The organism is Nitratidesulfovibrio sp. HK-II, from assembly GCF_003402415.2.
In the GTDB taxonomy this organism is placed as follows: domain Bacteria; phylum Desulfobacterota; class Desulfovibrionia; order Desulfovibrionales; family Desulfovibrionaceae; genus Cupidesulfovibrio.
On the sequence record NZ_AP036014.1, the window covers coordinates 2,260,963 to 2,279,405 of the forward strand.

Genomic DNA, 18,443 nt, shown 5'->3' on the forward strand with positions numbered 1-18,443 from the left:
CGCCCCTACAGGAGGGGGGCGTTGTCGTCCGCCGGGCCTTCGGTGGGGGGCACCGGCGTGCCGGGCCGGGCGGCCTCGAACCGGGCGGCGATGCCATCCATCTGCGCGCCCAGCTTGGTGATGGCGGCGGCCAGCTCGGTGTACTTTTCCGACTCCGCCCCGACCGGGGCAGCCGGGGCCGCAGGTGCGGCGGGGGCGGCGGGCTGTGCCTGCTCATTCGGCTTGGCCGTGAAGCTGGCCACGGTGGTCTTGATCTCGGTAACGGCGGTGGCAAGGGCGTCGATCTTGCCCTGCATCTCCGCGTACTGCTGTGCGTCCATGGGCTCCTCGCGTTGGGTGGCGTTGGGGGTGAACAACTGGAAAAGCCGGGCCACCCACGAGGGTTCCCGGTCTTCTGCCTCTGCGGGCAGGGCGCATTCCACGTTGGACAGAAACTGGCTGCCCGGCGTGTTGCGGCGGGCAGAGAACTTCAGCTCGCTGGTGGCCAGCGAGGCGGGCGAATCGGTAATGCCCAGCCCCACAAGGTAGGCCCGGCCCGTGCCCGCGAAGTTGTCGTCGATCTCCATGGAGAAAAAGAGACGCTGCCCGTACTGGTTGCCCATCAGGTAGCTGGCGTTGGGTTGCAGGCGCGCGTACAGCGCCACCACGCCGCCCTCCTCTTCCGTCTTCAGCTCCAGCACCTTGCCGTAGTTCTGAAAGCGGAAGTGGTCCGGCCAGATCAGCGCGGTGTACAGGGCCGGGCTGTAGGATTCCGCCGCCTGCAACAGCCACGCGGGGTCGATGGTCCGCCCATCCACTGTGGGGCCGGACTGGCCTATCCTGACGAAATCGGTGGTGAGGGTGGGCTTGCTCATGCGCGCCATGTAGGCACAGCACGCAAGGCAAGGTCAAAGACACGGCGTCCGATTTTGGCAAAATCGGATTTGTGGTGCGTTGGCGGTTGCCGCAACAGTGCTATTGCAGCACGATGGAGACCATTGCAGACGGCGGGAATACGCAGGAAGCCCGGCAGGGCGTGCGCCAGTACCCGGACGAGATACGGCAGGCCGCGCGGGGCATGTACCTGCGGCGCTACACCGTGGCGGACATTTCCGACGCGCTGGGCGTGCCGCGCCGCACCGTCTACCACTGGAGCACGGTGGGCGAATGGGACGCCCTGCTCACGCACGAGACGGCGGAAGAAGCCGTTACCCGCCGCCTCACCCTGCTGGCCGAGCGCGACCCCAAGACGCCCGGCGAGCTGCGCGAGGTGGATCTGCTGGTGGGCACGCTTGAGCGGTTGCAGGCCCTGCGCACCAAAGAGGTGGCCCTGGCGCGCCAGCGTGGACAGGAGCAGGGCAGCGCCCACCCCGGCCCGGCCCCCCAGCCGGACGCCCCCGGTGATTGCGCCGCGGACTCCCCTTCCGCCCCTTCCACCGGGCCGCGCGCCGCCCGCCCTCGCCGGGGCAAGCCCATAAAGAACGACGTTACCGCCCTCACGCAGCAGCTCTTCGCGGACAAGTTCCACCGCCGGTACTTCGGCTACCAGCACGCCCTGCGCACGGCCAAGCAGCACCGCAACCGCATGCTGCTGAAGGCCCGCCAAATCGGCGCCACCTGGTACTTCGCGCAGGAGGCGTTCGAAGACGCCTGCCTGACCGGCGACAACCAGCTGTTCCTTTCCGCCACCAAGGCGCAGTCGCAGGTGTTCCGCAACTACATCGTGCAGGCGGCGGGCGAAGCCTTCGACATCACCCTTTCCGGCAACCCGCTGATACTGCACACCCGCAACGGCAAGGCCGAGCTGCACTTTCTGTCCAACAACTCGCGCAGCGCGCAGAGCTACCACGGGCACGTCTACATCGACGAGTTCTTCTGGATCACCAAGTTCCGCGAGCTGTACAAGGTGGCCACCGGCATGGCCGCGCACAAGAAGTGGCGGCGCACGCTGTTTTCCACGCCATCGGCCATCACCCACGACGCCTACCCGCTGTGGACCGGCGAAGCCTTTCAGAAGCGCTTCGCCAAGCCCCGGCCGTGGCCGGACGCCGCCGCCCTGCGCGCCGGGTTCCTTTGCCCGGACACATACTGGCGCAACGTCATCACGCTGGCCGACGCGGAGGCGGGCGGCTGCGACCTGTTCGACGTGGCCCAACTGCGGCTGGAATACACGCCGGACGAATTCCGCCAGCTGTTCGACTGCGAATTCATAGACGACACGCAGGGCGTGTTCCGCCTGGCGCTGCTGGAACGCTGCATGACAGACCCGGCGGACTGGCCGGACTACGCCCCCGGCGCGCCCCGCCCCGTGGGCAACCACCCGGTGTGGGGCGGGTACGACCCCAGCCGCTCGCGCGACGACGCATCGTTCGTGGTGCTGCAACCGCCCCTGAAGCCGGGCGGGGTGATCCGCTGCGTGGAGCGGCACAAGTGGGTGGGCAAGAGCTACCTGTGGCAGGCGGAACGCATCCGCGAGCTGGCGGACAGGTACCGCTTCGCGCACCTGGGCATAGACACCACCGGCCCCGGCATTGGCGTGTACGAGCACGTGCGCCAGTTCTGCCCGGTGGCCGCGCCCATCAACTACGCCGTGGCCAGCAAGGCCGCCCTTGTGCTGAAGGCCCGCGAGGTGATCGAGGAGCAGCGGCTGGAATGGGACGCTGCGGAAACGGACATCGCCCACGCCTTTCTGACCATTCGGCAGACCACCACCGACAAGGGACAGATTACCTACGCCGCCGGGCGCACGCCCACCACCGGGCATGCCGACGTGGCGTGGGCCATCATGCACGCGCTGGCGGCGGAACCGCTGGCGCGCCAGACCGGGCACGGCGGCTGCACCGTGGTTATCGGCGCGTAGCGCAAACAGGAGGGATACATGGCCAGGGCCAGAACGAAAAAGCACGCCAGCACCACCCGGCCCGCGCCGGGGGCCGACGCCGGGGCGATCATCAACGATGCCCTGCGCGGGGTGCAGGCCTTCACCTTTGGCGACCCGGAACCGGCGCTGGCCGGGGCGGTGTACGACCACCTTGGGGTGTGGCTGCTGGACAACGGCAGCTACTACCAACCGCCGGTGCCCCTGCGCGGGCTGGCCCGGCTGCTGCGGGCCAACGCCTACCACGGCCCCCTGCTGGAATTCAAAACCAACGTGGTGCTGCGCGGCTTTGTGCCCACGGCGGCGCTGCCCCGGCGGGCCATGCACGCCATGACCACCGACTACCTGGTGTTCGCCAACGGGTACCTGCAGAAAATCCGCAACTGGTACGGAGAGGTGGTGGAGCTGCGCCACCTGCCCGCCATCAACATGCGCCGCATGAAGGAGGAGGACTGCTACGGCCTGCTGACCCTGACCGGGCAGATCCACCGCTTTGCCCCCGGCGAGGTGGTGCATATCCGCAACTACGACGTCAGCCAGACCATTTACGGCCTGCCCTCGTACCTGGGGGCCATTCAGTCCATGCTGCTGAACGAGGATGCCACCCTGTTCCGCCGCCGGTACTACCGCAACGGCGCGCACATGGGCTACGTGTTCTATTCCTCTTCCAGTTCGCTGGAGGCGGACGACCGCGACCGCATTCGCTCTGCCATAGAGGGCAGCAAGGGCATAGGCAACTTTCGCAACATGTTCCTGCACATACCCAACGGGCGCGAGAAGGACGTGCAGATACTGCCGGTGGGCGACTTCAGTACGCGGGACGAACTGGAGAAGATCAAGAACATCAGCCGCGACGACATCATTGCCGCGCACCGCATACCCCCGGCCATGGCCAGCATTATCCCCAACAACACCGGTGGCTTTGGCGACATAACCAAGATAGACGCGGTGTACGAGAAGAACGAGATAACCCCGGTGCGCGAGCTGCTGCTGGAAGTGAACGAGCACCTGCCGCCCGCCGCCCGCGTGGGCTTTGCCCCGCAAACGGAAAACCCGCCGGTGGCCTGACCACCGGCGGGCGAAACGCATAGGACGTGCTGCCCGATTGACAGCAACGCCCCCTTGTCATTGTGTTTGTGCAGGAGGATGAACACCATGCGCATTATCTGCGACAAGTGCCACGGCAAGGCCCGCATAACCACCCGCCGGGAGATAACCCCCCGCTTCACCAAGCTGTACTGCGTGTGCAACAACGCCGAATGCGGTCACAGCTTCGTCATGCACCTGGAGTTTGCGCACTCGCTGTCGCCATCTGGGTTGGAGTGCCCACCCCTCACCGCAAAATTTACTCATCAGCAACTCGCAAACAATAGCCGCCCTACTTCGCAGTAGGCGCATAGTTTTTCATCGCGCGATCTCGCGCAATGAAATCTTTAGACATCATTTCAATATTATACATCACAAGTTTACCATCGTAAAATAACGTTTCCATCTGCTTGAATGCCTTATCAACATTGTACGATAACCGTGAAATTTCTTTTATGCATTGCCTATCTGCTTTTTCAATCTTGACGTCACCAAATGCGTGCACAATAGACTCAAATACCCTATGCGCTTCTTTATCTACAAAATGGAATGCATTTCTGCAAAAATCCGAATACTCATGAACACTATGCAACCTTCCTTGCAATTCAAACACTATCACCGCGTCAACACTGCTCATGTCATGATCTTTCACCTTCTCTAAAAATTCTTTTGTTTTAATCAAACAGTGCCTTGTATAAAGGAAGAAGCCAAATGCAACTATGCAAACATGCTCATGCCTAGCATACTCATCGCACGTTATAATTCTAAAAAAGAAATAGCTTGCAATATATCCAGCACATAGAGATATAGACACATCAAAAACAGGCTTAAGAGGGCTTTTACTCCACACCATACAAAGAACAACAAAAAAAACAATAGCAACTACAGCAACCTGAACCATCACCGTAGCTAAACAGTACTTCCGAGTATTCACATAAAAGAAAACCCTTTCATCAACGCCCCTAGCGGCCTTCACCCTATTCCAGCTTGACAACAAATACGGTTTAAACCAACACCTAGCCCACCTCAGCAGAACAGCAGGCTTTCGCACACACTTAGAAAAACGTTTTACATCCACCTTCGCCTCCATTGTTTTGCCACTTGTATACAAGAGTTACCATATCGCCTCAACTTAAAGCGACAGAAAACCTAACGCCCCCGACATCAACCGATGCCGGGGGCGTTTCGTTATGGGGTGATCTTCAGGGACGGGCTAGGAGGGGCGACCGCAGGCCCACGGCGGGCCGTCGCCCTGCCCGGCCCCCGTTCCGCCGCGCGCGGGGGCGCTGGCGGCTGCGCAGGGGGTATCGTCCAGCGCCTCGCCGCAGTGTTGCAGGTCTTCGCCCAGCAGGGCCAGAATCAGCGCGAGGCCGCCGTGTTCTTCCGGCAGGCGGGCGGCGATGGTGCGCAGCGCCGCCGCGTGGCTGTAGATGCGTCCGATGGGGTCAACGTCCATGGTGTGTCTCCTCCTGCACGAGGGCGGCATGCATGCGCGCCACATCGCCCGACAGCCAGGCAAGCTGGCGTTGGAGGTTCTGCAACACACTGGCGGACTGGTGGCGGCGCTGCTGGCTGTGCAGCACGCGGCGAAGGCCCGACGCCGCGCCCGACACCTCTGCTTGCAGCTCCGCGAGATCGTGTTGCAGGCGGTCCAGCCCGGAGACGACGGCAAAGGCGTCCTTGTAGCGTGGGTTCCTGTGGGTGGTCATGCTGCCGCCTCCACAGGGGTTGAGGTTTCAGGACGCGCGGATGCCGTGGTCCCCCTGTGGCCGGTTTGCGCGAACGGCGAACCTACATCAGGCAATGCGTCTTGGGCAACGGATGGCGCAAGACTGGCCGAGGCATCGGCCATCGCCTCGCACGCGGAGACGGAAAGCCGGGCCGCCTGCTGTGAAAGCGCCGCCGCACGATGGGCCAGCCAGTCCACGGCCAGGCGCTCCGGCCCGGACAGGAAGGCCACGTGCGCGCCCACGGAACGCGACAGCCCCAGCAGGCGCACGGACACCACCTGCAACGCCAAGGGGACCAGCGCGGGCGCTCCGGACGGATCGCCGGGCAGGCTGCCGGGCAGGCCGCCGGGCAGGCCGCCGGTGGGGTCGCTATCGGGGCCACCGTCCAGATCGGGCAGCGATTCGTGCAGCAGCTCGTCCAGTTCGGCAAGGTCGCCCTGGGCGGCGCACAAGGCAGGACGCACGGAAAGGTGGACGCATTCGGCGGGCAGCGCGAACTGGGCACCCAGTTCGGCCACGGCCTCGGCCAGCAGGCGGCCGCGCTCTACGATGAACGCGGACAAGGTGGGGGTGGGATGCATAGAGGCTCCTAGGATTTTGAGATTGGCAGCCTCAAGAGAGAAGACTGCCGGGAGCTCTCAACCGTCCTAGGGCGGCGGGCGTATTCCCCCGAAGGGTATTCTATTAGCCTCACTCCCGACAGAATATCGCGTGGAATGGGTGCACCACCCCTAATGGCCGCGCGGACCATGCGCAAGACGCATGGCCACCGCCGGACGGAGGGCGCAAAAAAACCACGGCTGACGGGCGTGATTGCCGCCTAGGAAGTCAAGGTGTTGAGAGCACCTGCGGACAGATTGACCTATAGGGTTGGGGTGTGTCAAGAGAACGGGCAAGAACTCGATTAACAGGGCAACCATGAACGCCATAATGCCCTTCCGCACAGAGCAATCCACAGGACGTACCATGCTCACGCTCCCCCCCAAATCCGACCTACGCATCCAGCTTGGCACTGCTTTTAAGTCCATAGAGAATTTCACAGATTTCCTTAATGAAAAAGAAGGATCTATAGCCAACGAAATACAATACCTTGGCGACAGCATTAGAAGACGAATGGAAGACAGCATAGCATTTGAAGTCCTTGGCGGATACATCGCCGCTGTTGATAACGGCCTTGTTGGCGTCATTAAAACATCAAAAGATTCAAATCTATCAGAAGTTAACAATACAATAAAAAGATTCTCAACAGTTATAGATAGAATTCACAACGCAGTTATCCCACACATAGCGCGCACTTGGTCCGGAGTAGATTTACGATTTACCTTAGAGAAAAATGACTCTATTTTTTTCACAAAAACACTAAGCCCCTCACCCAAGAAAACACCACTTCACGAATTACTTGAAAGATTCGACAATAAATTCTCACATTCAATGTCATTTGTCGCAAACCTCGACGACAAAATTCTCTGCTTCACGGAGTTGAAGGCAGTCCCACCGACAGAAACTTTCTCTTTTAATTTCATTGAACCCAAGGGCACAAACCTTGTATCAACATATGAGCACATTATAAGCAAAAGATATTACGAAATGGCTCTCAACATCGTAACATACGCGTCACCTAGCGAGTGATCCACAATGTCGACCAACCCCCTTCACACGCCCGACACTTCTCCCCCAAAAAAACCACACCCGGACCCCTTCTCATTCTTCGCAAATATGCCTCAGGAGCGCGAATCTCCACCGTCATACATAGAACAAACAGAAAAAATACTGCTCGGGCAAGACAAAATCCACGACGACACCCTGCGCATTTTAACATCAAATCAGGAAATACTTGCACGCTTAAGTGCACTTGCAGCAACCGTAATATCTCTTGAGAACATTCTACACGAACAACATACAAGACTACTCCGCCTTATAGTGTGTTTCCTTTCTATATTCGCCTTCATCATTGCTACTGCTGGCCTAGCAAACAAAACCGATACGGCGCTCATTGACGGCGTATTTGCCACACTACTACTACTATTCTGCGCAGGATACGGAATAATGGTCACCATAGCCCTCCATTACCACAAAAACAAAGCGAAAAAAGCATCATCTCGGTAAAACAATGGAAAATGACATCGCTAAAATACTTACAGACACAATCCCAACAGTCATAGCCACATGCTTCGACATACTAAAAAATCCAAATGTCGATATCCCATCAAAGCTAATCTCTGCCACCCTCATCCTTGGACTATTTATTTTTATTACTGTAGTAGCATATGACGCACTAGTTTCTACAATTAAAAAAGCCCTTGAAAAACGACTTGCAATCATCAACCTCGTTATAGTTCTTGTCGGCTTTGTAACACTTATCACCCTGACAAGAACATGCGCCACATCGCGCGTAATGCTATATTTTATATCTTTTTTCTTCCTGACGGCTCTGTGTCCATTAATAATTTACATAGCCAAAGACCCACCACAACCTCAATAACCCCCATACGCTTTCAACGCCCCACCGCTAGGCCCAACTTAATTGCGCACCCACCCCGAGCCGCGCACCCACCTTCACCCCGTGGCCGGGCGCGATATGATCGGCCCCATGATCCGCGACGACTCGAAACTCTTCGACCCCCTCTCCTGGCTGCTGGCCCACGACTGCAAGCCAGAGATCCTGCGCGACGCGGATGGCCGCCCGCGCCGCCTGCTGCTGCACCATGACCGGCGCGGCGCGCCAGCGCCCGAACGCGTGGCCCGCGCCACCATGATAGCCGAACGGTTCAAGCACCTGATCCTGCTGCAACTGGACGTGAAAAAAGGCGAGCGCCCGCGCTCCGTGCGCTGGCTGCTCGCCCATGGCCTGGTTGAACTTAAGGGGGGCCGGTACAGAAGGCCGAGGTAGGCGCATCATCACCCGATAGACCGCCGCCGGACGCCGCCCACTCACCGCATTGCCAACATCACCCCCCTCTTATATCTTCCCCGATACCCACCACAGGAGGATCAGCATATGGGCTGCTGCAAATGCGAAGAGTACAAATGGAGGCACCCACAGGAACCCATCGCGACAGACAGCCACGGGAACGCATACTGCCTGTTCCATGCACCGGCCCACCTCAAGGAGGGGCGGCACGAGGAACTAGTTAACGCTGTTCGCGCCTACATCCAAAACAGTGCCACAAGCCAAATACCAATAAGTAGATTCATAATAAACCATCAGCTTACAGGTATTGTTTTTAGCGATACAGTGAACTTAGAAAAGTTACAGCTTTCGGCACTGGACATAAGCCATGCGACATTTCATGGCGATGTAACCTTTGAACATTCCAAGTTCTCTAGGGTAACATCTTTTGAAAATTGCGAATTTCACGGGAGAACAAACTTCGATTACGCTACTTTCGAAAGCAACGTCACATTCAAGAAATCTCTATTCAACGGAAGGACAACATTTTACAGTACAGAATTCAGCGCAATGCTATCCATGGAGGAATCACGAATCAATGACGCTACAAGCATCATGTTTAGCACAATAACGGGATTTGCAGACTTTACACAACTACATATTGATAGCACAATTACATTTGGAATGGTCTCATTCCTAGAGAATCTAAATATTTCAAAATCATCCATACACGGCACCCTTACATTATTTAAATGCAATATATGCGAAAAAGAATCATCAATATTTTATGCATCACACATATCAACATCAAAAGACAGTAATTTTTACATTACGCACTCAACAATAAATGGGATGTTAAATTTTTCTGAATGCGAAATAAACGGAATTTTAGACATGTCATCAACAATTATAACGCAGAGAGCATATTTTGAAGACTCAAACATAGGCTTTGCAAAGTTTAAGAACTGCGTAATTAAAGATTTGACAACATTTGACCGTGTAGATTTAAGGCGTGCTTCTTTTTCAGGAGCACCTATTGAAAATTTTCGTATGATCGCATGTCGATGGCCGACATCGAGCGGTCGACGGTTAACATACGATGCACGAAAACTTGAAAATTGTGGATACTTAAAAATCGACAACACGGAAGCACTCGCATTCCCCCCCCAAAAAAAACCTGACAAAGCCCTTCCGCCACAGCATCTCGAAGACCTCTACAGACGCATAAAGAAGACAGCACGCGAAGGAATGGACGAAACCCTCACGTCAGACTTCCATTATGCAGAAAAGGAGATGCAACGCCTACGTGGCTTTCAACAATTTCGCGATGACTGGGCATGTCGCCACTCACCCGACGCAGCCCTCCCCATCAAAGAACGGCTACGAGGCCTTGGCCTCTACCTAACCCTACTCTGCTACAAACTCACCAGCGGCTACGGAGAAGCCCCCGGACAAGCCGCCCTTTGGTTATTATTCCTCACCTTCGGCGCGCCTCTCATTGGACTTCTAATTCCCCCTGCCTGGTGCCCGGCTTCCCTGGCAATCCCTCTCCACATTTACGGTGCCAACCTTGGCGACAAATGGCTCCATTTCCTCCCACTGGTGAAGCTGCCAGATGCAGATGCCGCAGGCTGGTTGGCCCGTTTCCTTATGCTCCTTTCACAGGTGGCCATCACCTTGCAGGCCGCCCTCTTCGGCTTCGCCCTTCGCAACAGGTTTCGCCGTTAGGTCCCGTTCAAAAAGTGAGTGCCCGCGTCTAAATGCGGACACTCAAAGATCCTGCCACTGCAAGCCAAGCCCTACTAGGGCTGCCAAGCCATACACTAAAAATCCTATCCGACGTTCTACATTATCACCAACATCCTCCTCGCGGGTTATTCGGATCCGAGCAATCGCCCCCGCAGCTCTGGTTACTTGGACACTGCCAGCTATACGACCGGCCAGTGCTACACGTCACCGTACAAGTCTTCATTGGCTGACGAACTCCCGCCTCGACGATAACATGCCCTACAGTTATACAATCGTCTTCTTCCTTCACCTCAAACACGATCTCTCTGCCGCCAGAAATGCTAACCGTATGCATATGTCCTCCGCAAATAGTCTGAACCCAACACACCGGAACAATACACTATTTGACACATTGCATGCTATAAATAAACGCGCCACAGTTGTATTATTTTTTAAGACACTAGAAATCGCGCGAGATTGCCAACCCAAAACGCCTCACTCAATTTTGAACCGGTTCAAACGGTTCACACGCCCGAAAAACCGTTTTCAAAGAACGCAACATGCCAATTTAATAACACTATTCTTTGAACCACCCCAATCCGCCCCTTTCCTGCGCAAGCAATAAAATCAACCCGTTGCGCAGGTTCACGGATGTTCAGCAGGGGTTCAAAACAGAGGTTCAGTTTGAACCATTTTTGAACGGCGTCAGGTTCAAAAACGGTTCACTCTCACATACTATAATTTTAGATAATTATAGTTAATTTTTTACTTTTTGAACCTTTTGAACCCTAAATGAGAAAGCCTTCGTTTTGGAAAAACTCTCCGCGCGCGTCGTGCGCATACGCGTGCGCGTATCGCGCATATACCATGTAATTTCTGACCATTGGACGCAAAAAAGCCCGCCGGGGGTTCGGCGGGCTTTCCGTCAGGGGTTCTCGAAAACCCAACATCGAATGTGCTTACCGAGCAGACGTGATCGCACCAACAGGTTGCTGCCCACCAGAGGTCGCCGGGCAGACTTCTTCAACGCGGCCTGTAGCCGGGGCCTCTCGATGACTGGAAGCTCTGAATTCGCCCAGACCTCATAGAAGTGCGGCATGCTGATGGCGATCCGCGTTGCGTCCGTGCTGTGGTTCAGCGGCTCCGGCAGGTCGCCGCCAATCCCCTCCGTCAACGTTTCGTATGCTGCCCAGAACTGTGCAACGCGGGGTGGCTCTTCGACAGCAAACACGGCCAGCCCCCGCCGGGGCAGATACGGAACGGTAGGCGGGACAGCCACAGGCAGCATGCCGGGGTGGTACACCTCCTTCCAGACGGCACCGCAGCGGCGCATCTCGTTTGCGATGGCCCGCAGGGCACGCAGAATATCGGGCATGGCCCCTTCCCTTTCCAGCCGCTTGGCAAGCAGTTTCAGCTGGCCAGCATAGTCGATCAGCCGGTCCGTCGGTTCAGGATTCTGAAGCGCCATTTCAATCCTCCAGGGTTGGCAGTTTGGCCTCGCGGAACACCCAGCATTTCACGTTCTTCTTCTCGTGCTGCGAATAGACGCAGCGGTTCGACGCAACAAACCGCCGCACGTTGCTGGTGTGCAGCAGCTTCTTCAGGTTGCCCACGTCGGGCATGGCCTGCCCGCAGTTGCGGCAGGCCTCGGTGTACTGGTTGAAGTTCACGGCAATGAAGCCCGGCTTGCTCTCGTGGTTCAGCGGGTCCAACCGCGAGGTGGTCTTGGTCAGCTGGATGGACAGGTAGTCGTAGGTGTCCCAGAACTGCTCCACCAGCGGGTGGTCCGCAGCCAGGCGTTGTTCCCGCGCCTTGGCCCGCAGGAACAGGTATTCGGTCAGGCCTTCGCGCAGGTAGTCCGACATGGTGGGAAACAGCACCTTCAGGGCGTGGCCGCACGCGGCAATCTGCGCATGGTTCTTGATGATGCGCTCGTTCTTCAGGGCGCCGCTGTCGGTGTAGCGGGTTTCGATGCTGTCGAAGGCCGCCGCGTAGGCGTCCAGAATCTCGCGCTCGTGCGACAGTGCCGCGCCCAGAAAGCCGCCCACGTCGGCCGCCGTCTGCCGCTCGAACCACCGGGCCACGTCGCGCGTGCCGGTCTTGTGGTGCTTCTTGTCGGCGTGGCAATGCACGATGCGCTGCAACAGCGCCTCGGACCCGTCCACCTCGGCATTCTGGCTGATGACCAGCGACGCCTGGAACAGGTGTTCCTCCACGTCGTTGGAGCGCTTGGCCACGCCCAGCGTGCCGGTGCCGCGCCCGTTGTAGAAGGGCTTCACCTCGTCAAAGCCGAACTGCCGCTGCTTGGCGTCCTTGTCGCCGTTGTCGCGGTCCGATTCGATGATGACCACCGGCAGGTTGCTCACCTGCGAAAAGGCGCGCCGCCGCCCGGCGGGGGTGGCCTTCAGCAGGTCGAAGCCTTCGTAGTCGTCGCGGCCCACGCACTTCCACAGAAACTCCAGGATGGTGGACTTGCCCGCGCCCGGCTCGCCGGTCAGTTCAAGAAAGGGGAACGTCTTGTGCCGCGCGCGGATCTGCTGCACGAACAGCGACCCCAGCCAGTAGGCCAGCGTGGCCAGCCCCTGCCAGTGGAAGGCCTTTGCGTAGTTGTCCAGCCAGTCCGGCGTGAAGCGGCCATCGGTGCGGATGTACACGCCGTTCAGCATCGACTTCACGCCGCGCCGGTTCACCTCGAAGTAGCCGTGCTTGTTCACGGCCAGCTTGCGGCCCTTGCTCCATGCGTGCTCCTGAAATATCCACGCGTCGGATTCGCGGTCGTAGCCCACGAAGGGCAGCGCGCTCACGGTGGTCATGCGGCTGTTCAGCCAGCGGTCGCGCAGTATCTTCAGCTGCCGGGCGTCGCCGTCAAAGGTGCCCCCGCGCGACCGGTTCAGCATGGCCTTGTGGAAGGCGTCCGGGCTGGTGATGGCGGTGCCTTCCAGGGCGATCAGGTCGTCGGCCTGGCCATTGGAATAGGCCACGCTGAACACGTAGCGCTGTTCGTCCATCAGGGCGTCGCGCTCCATGTACAGGAACTTGGGCAGCACGTTGGATATCTGGTCGATGCCGCAGTGCATGGCGAACAGGTCGCGCCCGGTGGGTGAATCGAGCACGGCGTCTATCGGGTTTGGGGGATTGGGGGGCGGGGATGCCGGGGCGGGCGCGGGCGTGTCGGCGGCGGGATCTGCGTCGCCGCCCTGCCCTCGGCCTTCCGATGTGCTGGCCACCGTGCTGGCCGGGGCGGCGGTCGGCACCTTGCCTGCGCGCTTGGCCTCCAGTTCCTGCTCCATCCACTGCCCGGCCGCCTCGGCCAACCCCTTCTCGAAGTCCGCGCCCAGCTTGATGGAGTACAGCGCGTTCTCGAAGTCCATGATGAAGGTCATGCGCCGGTTGCGGGTGTAGTGGATGTACGCCTTCTCCTGCACCGTCTCGGCCATGAACAGCCGCCCGTAGTACAGGCGGTCGCGGATGAAGGCGTCGTCTATGCGCCCGGCCCGGTACAGGTCGTCCCAGTCGCGGCCATCGGGCAGCATGCACACAAGGGCCAGCTCGCCCATGGCCTTGAGCGTCTTGTGGTGCGTCTTGCACCACTTGGACCCGGCCTTGTCCGAATCCATGGCCAGCACCCAGCGAATGCGCCGCCCCTTGTGGGCCTGAATGAACGCCGCCGGAAAGTGGTTGCACGAGAAGCAGGCCGCCGCCTTGTGCCCGCAAAGGGCCAGCGCGATGGCGTGAAAGATGCCCTCCACCAGCCACACCCGGTCGCCGTCGTTTATCTGCTGCCCCGGCGGCGTCCACACGTCGCCCTGGAACAGCGTGCCGTCGTCCTTGCGCTTGCCGCCGAAGTGGGCCTTCTGGCCGTCCTTCTTGGTGCGGCCTATCAGCCGGTCCCACCAGCGGATGCGCCCCTCGTCCAGGTAAAAGCGCACCGTGGGCACGTAGTCGGTGGTGCCCGGCACCGGCCATGCCGCCTGCTCGTACCAGCCGCGAATGCGCGAAAGGTCGAAGCCGCGGTCCAGGCCAAGGTAGGCATCTGCCGTTGCCTGACGGTTTTCTTCCGTGGGCGGGAAGCGCCGCGCGAAGTCCTCGAACAGGTCGGGCAGCGCCTCGCGCGTGGGTTCCTCGAACCCGCATTTGTTCAGCCGTTCGCAGCGCAGCATCCACGGCTTCTGCTTGCCCACGTACAGGGTGCGCTTGCCGCAGCAGGGGCACACGCCCCGGCGCAGGTAGTTGGCCTCTTCCTTGAAGTCGAAGCGGCGATCTCCGAGCAATGCGCGGATGATCTCCTCCGTGCGGATGCCGTTATCCATGGCGGCCTTCCCCCTTCGCCTCCTGATTCCGGGGGCAGCTTGAGCAGTGCGTCCGGTAGATCCACAGCATGGTCCCCCGCGAGCCCCGGTAGCGGGGGCATGGCCGCAGGTGCGGGCGCGCCACGGCGGCCCGTTTCAGGGCCTCCACGGTGGCGCAGCCCGCTTCCTGCGGGGTTCTGGGGCAGCAGGGGCTAGGCATCGGCCATGCGCTCCATCTGGCGCAGGTCGCCCACAAGGGCCATGCCGCGTTCGAGCACGTCGGCCAGTTCCTTCAGCAGGCGGCGCAGTTCCGTGACCTGCAACCGGTCATCGGACGCGGCGCGGCAGGCTTCCTCCGCCACGTGGCCAACCTCCGTGAAGAGGTCGGCCACGCGCAGCAGCAGCGAGGCGCAGTCGAGGGGGGCGTGGGGTTGGGCCTGCTCGTCGGGGGTGGCCTTGGCCAGCAGCCAATGCACCACGGTCAGGTTGCCCACCGCGATGCAGAACCGGGGCAGGTCGGGGAACGAGGGGAAGTACTTTTCGGCGGAGAACACCCGCCGCGCTTGCGGCATGGACCAGCCCATGCGCTTGGCAATTTCGGGAAGGGGCAGGCCGCTTTGCTCCACGGCCAGCTTGAAGGCGTCCACGGCGTCCAGGTGATGCAAGGGGTAGGCGTCAGGCGCTGGCATTGTGCCGCCTCCCGAGTTTGGACACCGACGTGGCGCGCGGCGCGGGTTTGGGGCTAGGGGTTTCCGAAGAGGACATGGCCTCCCATGCCGAGCGCAGATCATCGTCCGTGACTGCGCCCGCAGCGCGGAGCTGCGACAACAGCTCGCGCAGGACGTACAGCTTGCCGGCCAGCACGATGATGCGCCGGGTTGGGGTGTTCGAGGCGCGCCGGGTGCGGCGCAGGCAGCGCGGGATCAGCCCGAGGGCTCGGGCCGTGGCGGAGTAGTTCCCATGCCGCCGGACCATACGACTGAGGAGAAGTTCGGTTGCTTTCATGTCTGACGACATAGGATTTTAAATCCTATTCCGTCAAGAGATATTCCCCTCTGTCGATAGGATTAGATGTCCTGTATGAAAAGCGGATGGAAAATTCAGTCGCCTTTGAACGCGCGCTGGTCGCGCTGGTCGCGGAAAGGGTCGAAAACTCGGACCTGTCGCACTCCGAGTTTGGTCGGCGCATCTTCGGTGAAGAGTCGGGTTCCCGCCTGTGGCGCAGTTGCCGCGACGCCACGCGCCCCCGGCGCATCCTTCTTGCCGAGGCATACCGAATGGCGGAACTTCTGGGCATGGATTTCCCCACCATGATCTGGCAGTTCACCCAGGAAGCGAAAGCGCGAGGGTTAATCTAGGATTACGCATCCTAATTTTTCTTGATATAGAGGATTTCATATCCTAGCATTGCGCCTCCAAGGAGGTGCCTATGCCATCACATGTGCTTTCTTCCCCCGCAGTTCGCCCCTTCGGCGGCGAACCGCCCGCCCGGAACATCATCGTCACGGCGGCGATGCCCGCCGCATTCGTCTCGGCCAACGCGCCGGAACGGCACGACCGGCAGCGCGCCCATTTGGCGCGCCGCGCATGACGGAGGCCCCATGCCCGCCGACATGCCGCCCGGCTACCTCAACACCAAACAGGCCGCCGCGTACCTGGGCTACAGCGTGAAGCGCTTCAGCATCTACGCCCGCGAGGGGGCAATCCCGCGCCGTGGCCCCCGGCTGAACCGGTTCCGCATCGTCGATCTGGACGCCTTCATGGAAAACCCGCGCGTGTTCGTGTCGCAAGCGCCTACGCCCCGCCCCCGCACGCGCGAAGGATTCACGCCCATCCGGATATGAGCGTCCACAAGAAACCCAACGGCACGTGGTTCGTGCAGTATCGTATTCCCGGCGAGCGTACCCCTCGCCGGGAATACTTTCCCAAGGGGCCGCTGGGCGAGCGCCAGGCGCGCATCCGCGATGCCGAGATCAAGCTGGACAAGACGCGCGGGCAGGAGCCCGTCGTCGCCCCCGGAAAGACCTACCTGGACACCGTGGCGCAGATCTACGTGGTGGAGCGCAAGACGCGCGGCGCTTCGCAACGGTGGCTGCACGACTTCGCGCTGCTCATGAACAACTACGTCCTGCCAGGGCTGACGCAGCTGCCGCTGGACGCCATCACCTACGCGGACGTGATCGCCTTCGTGGACAAGACGTGGGGGCACCGCAAGCTGGCCACACGGCAACGCTATCTGGGCTACCTGAAGGCGCTGTTCCGCTTCGCCGTCGAGCACGGCCACACGACCAACAACCCGCTGGCCAAATGGCGCAAGACCAAGGAACCACGCCACGACATGCGCCTGACCCTGCCGGACCTCGGCAAGATCATGAAGCACGCCGCGCCGCACCTTCAGTGGGCCATCGAAGTGGAATGGGAGCTGGGCACGAGGCCCGGCGTGACGGAGCTGTTCGCCATCCGCTGGGCCGACGTGGACTTCGAGCAGTGCCGCATCCACGTGAAGGGAACCAAGACCCACGACGCAGACCGGCTGGTGCCCATCACGCCGCAATTCCGCGACAGGCTGGCGCAGATGCGGGCGGAACTGCAGGGCGAGTACGTGATCGAGTACAAGGGGCACCCCGTCACCCGAGTGAACAAGGGGCTGGCGCGGGCGGCGCAGCGCGCGGGCATCCCCTACCCGGTGCGCATGTACGACATCCGCCACCTGTTCGCCTCGACCATGCTGGCCAACGGGGCCGACCTGGCGGCGGTGTCGAAGATCCTGGGGCACTCGAACATCACCACCACCCAGAAGCACTATTACCACGTGCTCAAAGGCGAAATGAATCGGGCCATCCGCACCCGGCCCCCAATTTCCACTCCTGAGTAGTGGGGCATACACGTAGGGCATACAGGGGGCGGAATCCGCCAGCTACAGACACCCTAACCGCCACCCCGGATTACACAAAATCAACCACTTATCCCCCCACCCTTTCTCTTGGGAGCAGGGGGTCGCTGGTTCGAATCCAGTCGTTCCGACCATGAAAACAAGGGTCTGCCAGCACAGTATGCTGGCAGACCCTTATTCTTTGCTACCCTATTGCTACCCTGCGGCGAAAGTCGCCCCACCACCACCAAAAACTTCCCAGAAAATCTTTTTGTTCTGCGTGTTGCCTACGGCTCAACGCCAAGACACAACCGTAAACGCCGTATACGGCTCTGAAAATGGGGGGGGACGACAATGAGCCGGACTTGGGAGACCTGAATCAGCGCAAGGCACCCCGGGGCGTTGCACCGGCAGCCCGGCGGCACATTGAACCCGTACGGCTCCAACGCTAACGACGAGGCGTGATTTTTCCAGGCTGCTGCTTTCGCCGGGCGGGCCAAGGGCCCAGGGGCCGCAGGATACTGTTGTGGCGCTTGCCCAAAAAGCTCTCCGCATAACCCGAAAAAGCTCCCTCCCGCGCTCCGTATGTAAAAAATTCGCTTGTGGGCAATGCGTACGATACCCAGGCCGAAACAAGACTCTTGCGGCCACTCCGGATTTTGGGGTGAGCCGCTCCATGCGTATGCGAAACTTCTGCCTGATGCTCCACGGCGACAGTGCCCCAGCCACCCCAACCGCACACCTGGCCGCTCCATCTTTGCCGCCACAGCGGCTCGGAAGGACAGGAAAAGCAGCAAGAAATCCCGCGAATGCCTCCAGATACAACCAAGCCCAACCGGCAACATGGCATCGGGGACGTGCCTGATGCGGTCCGCTCCCACACGGGAGCGGACCGCCTGCAGCCAGGCATCCACCTCGAGGAGGTGATGTGGAGCCTGACCGCAATCGCGGCCCAGCAAGCGGGGGAAAGCTGCCAAGCCACCGGCCCAGA

20 protein-coding genes are annotated in these 18,443 nt (G+C 59.9%); 11 read left to right on the plus strand and 9 right to left on the minus strand.

Annotated elements, in window-relative coordinates; translation table 11 throughout:
* Window positions 1–5 precede the first annotated feature (5 nt).
* Complete coding sequence (locus RVX_RS09245; protein WP_230404512.1) at window positions 6–854, minus strand: GPO family capsid scaffolding protein; 849 nt, start codon at window positions 852–854, stop codon at window positions 6–8.
* 113 nt (window positions 855–967) lie between these two features.
* Here RVX_RS09245 and RVX_RS09250 point away from each other — a divergent pair, with 113 nt between their 5' ends.
* The 3 genes from RVX_RS09250 to RVX_RS09260 all read left to right on the plus strand — a co-directional run bounded on the left by RVX_RS09250 (window position 968) and on the right by RVX_RS09260 (window position 4,249).
* On the plus strand, window positions 968–2,839 hold the full coding sequence (locus tag RVX_RS09250; protein ID WP_230404514.1) for a terminase large subunit domain-containing protein: 1,872 nt from the start codon (window positions 968–970) through the stop codon (window positions 2,837–2,839).
* A gap of 18 nt (window positions 2,840–2,857) precedes the next feature.
* Window positions 2,858–3,925 (plus strand): phage portal protein, encoded by a 1,068-nt coding sequence (locus RVX_RS09255; protein ID WP_116305640.1) that lies wholly within the window; start codon window positions 2,858–2,860, stop codon window positions 3,923–3,925.
* Window positions 3,926–4,012: 87 nt separating this feature from the next.
* Window positions 4,013–4,249 carry an ogr/Delta-like zinc finger family protein gene (locus RVX_RS09260; RefSeq protein ID WP_116306504.1) on the plus strand — a complete coding sequence of 79 codons (237 nt, stop codon included), beginning with the start codon at window positions 4,013–4,015 and terminating at the stop codon, window positions 4,247–4,249.
* Here RVX_RS09260 and RVX_RS09265 read toward each other — a convergent pair.
* The 4 genes from RVX_RS09265 to RVX_RS09280 form a co-directional block, all read right to left on the minus strand.
* The gene (locus RVX_RS09265) at window positions 4,236–5,021 is read right to left on the minus strand and encodes a hypothetical protein (protein WP_147307516.1); all 786 of its coding nucleotides are present in this window, start codon (window positions 5,019–5,021) and stop codon (window positions 4,236–4,238) included. The genes RVX_RS09260 and RVX_RS09265 overlap by 14 nt on opposite strands.
* Window positions 5,022–5,156: 135 nt before the next feature.
* The gene (locus tag RVX_RS09270) at window positions 5,157–5,399 is read right to left on the minus strand and encodes a hypothetical protein (protein ID WP_116305641.1); all 243 of its coding nucleotides are present in this window, start codon (window positions 5,397–5,399) and stop codon (window positions 5,157–5,159) included.
* A complete protein-coding gene (locus tag RVX_RS09275) occupies window positions 5,389–5,652 on the minus strand; it encodes a hypothetical protein (RefSeq protein ID WP_116305642.1) in 264 nt (87 codons plus the stop codon). The genes RVX_RS09270 and RVX_RS09275 overlap by 11 nt, the downstream gene beginning before the upstream one ends.
* Window positions 5,649–6,254 (minus strand): hypothetical protein, encoded by a 606-nt coding sequence (locus RVX_RS09280; protein WP_116305643.1) that lies wholly within the window; start codon window positions 6,252–6,254, stop codon window positions 5,649–5,651. Before RVX_RS09280 ends, RVX_RS09275 begins: the two co-directional genes overlap by 4 nt.
* A 385-nt stretch (window positions 6,255–6,639) precedes the next feature.
* On the opposite strand from RVX_RS09280, the gene RVX_RS09285 reads away from it, so the two are divergent.
* The 5 genes from RVX_RS09285 (at window position 6,640) to RVX_RS09305 (ending at window position 10,291) form a co-directional block, all read left to right on the plus strand.
* The gene (locus RVX_RS09285; RefSeq protein WP_007521293.1) at window positions 6,640–7,302 is read left to right on the plus strand and encodes a hypothetical protein; all 663 of its coding nucleotides are present in this window, start codon (window positions 6,640–6,642) and stop codon (window positions 7,300–7,302) included.
* Window positions 7,303–7,308: 6 nt separating this feature from the next.
* Window positions 7,309–7,779, plus strand: a complete 471-nt coding sequence (locus tag RVX_RS09290; protein WP_147307517.1) for a hypothetical protein — start codon at window positions 7,309–7,311, stop codon at window positions 7,777–7,779.
* A gap of 4 nt (window positions 7,780–7,783) precedes the next feature.
* On the plus strand, window positions 7,784–8,155 hold the full coding sequence (locus tag RVX_RS09295; protein ID WP_007521290.1) for a hypothetical protein: 372 nt from the start codon (window positions 7,784–7,786) through the stop codon (window positions 8,153–8,155).
* Between the two features lie 42 nt (window positions 8,156–8,197).
* Entirely contained in the window at window positions 8,198–8,563 is a 366-nt protein-coding gene (locus RVX_RS09300) for a hypothetical protein (RefSeq protein WP_147307518.1), read from the plus strand.
* Between the two features lie 108 nt (window positions 8,564–8,671).
* Window positions 8,672–10,291 (plus strand): pentapeptide repeat-containing protein, encoded by a 1,620-nt coding sequence (locus tag RVX_RS09305; protein ID WP_116305645.1) that lies wholly within the window; start codon window positions 8,672–8,674, stop codon window positions 10,289–10,291.
* Window positions 10,292–11,216: 925 nt separating this feature from the next.
* On the opposite strand, the gene RVX_RS09310 is transcribed toward RVX_RS09305, so the two are convergent.
* From RVX_RS09310 to RVX_RS09325, 4 genes are all read right to left on the minus strand, one after another.
* The gene (locus tag RVX_RS09310) at window positions 11,217–11,759 is read right to left on the minus strand and encodes a hypothetical protein (protein WP_116305646.1); all 543 of its coding nucleotides are present in this window, start codon (window positions 11,757–11,759) and stop codon (window positions 11,217–11,219) included.
* 1 nt (window position 11,760) lies between these two features.
* On the minus strand, window positions 11,761–14,601 hold the full coding sequence (locus RVX_RS09315) for a toprim domain-containing protein (protein WP_116305647.1): 2,841 nt from the start codon (window positions 14,599–14,601) through the stop codon (window positions 11,761–11,763).
* A 191-nt stretch (window positions 14,602–14,792) separates the two neighbouring features.
* Window positions 14,793–15,269, minus strand: a complete 477-nt coding sequence (locus RVX_RS09320; protein ID WP_172596558.1) for a phage regulatory CII family protein — start codon at window positions 15,267–15,269, stop codon at window positions 14,793–14,795.
* A complete protein-coding gene (locus tag RVX_RS09325; RefSeq protein WP_116306508.1) occupies window positions 15,256–15,585 on the minus strand; it encodes a hypothetical protein in 330 nt (109 codons plus the stop codon). The genes RVX_RS09320 and RVX_RS09325 overlap by 14 nt, the downstream gene beginning before the upstream one ends.
* 86 nt (window positions 15,586–15,671) lie before the next feature.
* Between RVX_RS09325 and RVX_RS09330 the strand changes: the two genes are divergently transcribed.
* The 3 genes from RVX_RS09330 to RVX_RS09340 all read left to right on the plus strand — a co-directional run bounded on the left by RVX_RS09330 (window position 15,672) and on the right by RVX_RS09340 (window position 17,455).
* Window positions 15,672–15,938, plus strand: a complete 267-nt coding sequence (locus RVX_RS09330; protein ID WP_116305648.1) for a hypothetical protein — start codon at window positions 15,672–15,674, stop codon at window positions 15,936–15,938.
* A gap of 243 nt (window positions 15,939–16,181) precedes the next feature.
* Window positions 16,182–16,424, plus strand: coding sequence for a helix-turn-helix domain-containing protein (locus RVX_RS09335; RefSeq protein ID WP_007521266.1), 243 nt, complete (start codon window positions 16,182–16,184; stop codon window positions 16,422–16,424).
* Window positions 16,421–17,455, plus strand: a complete 1,035-nt coding sequence (locus RVX_RS09340; RefSeq protein WP_116305649.1) for a tyrosine-type recombinase/integrase — start codon at window positions 16,421–16,423, stop codon at window positions 17,453–17,455. The genes RVX_RS09335 and RVX_RS09340 overlap by 4 nt, the downstream gene beginning before the upstream one ends.
* The last annotated feature ends 988 nt before the right edge of the window (window positions 17,456–18,443 follow it).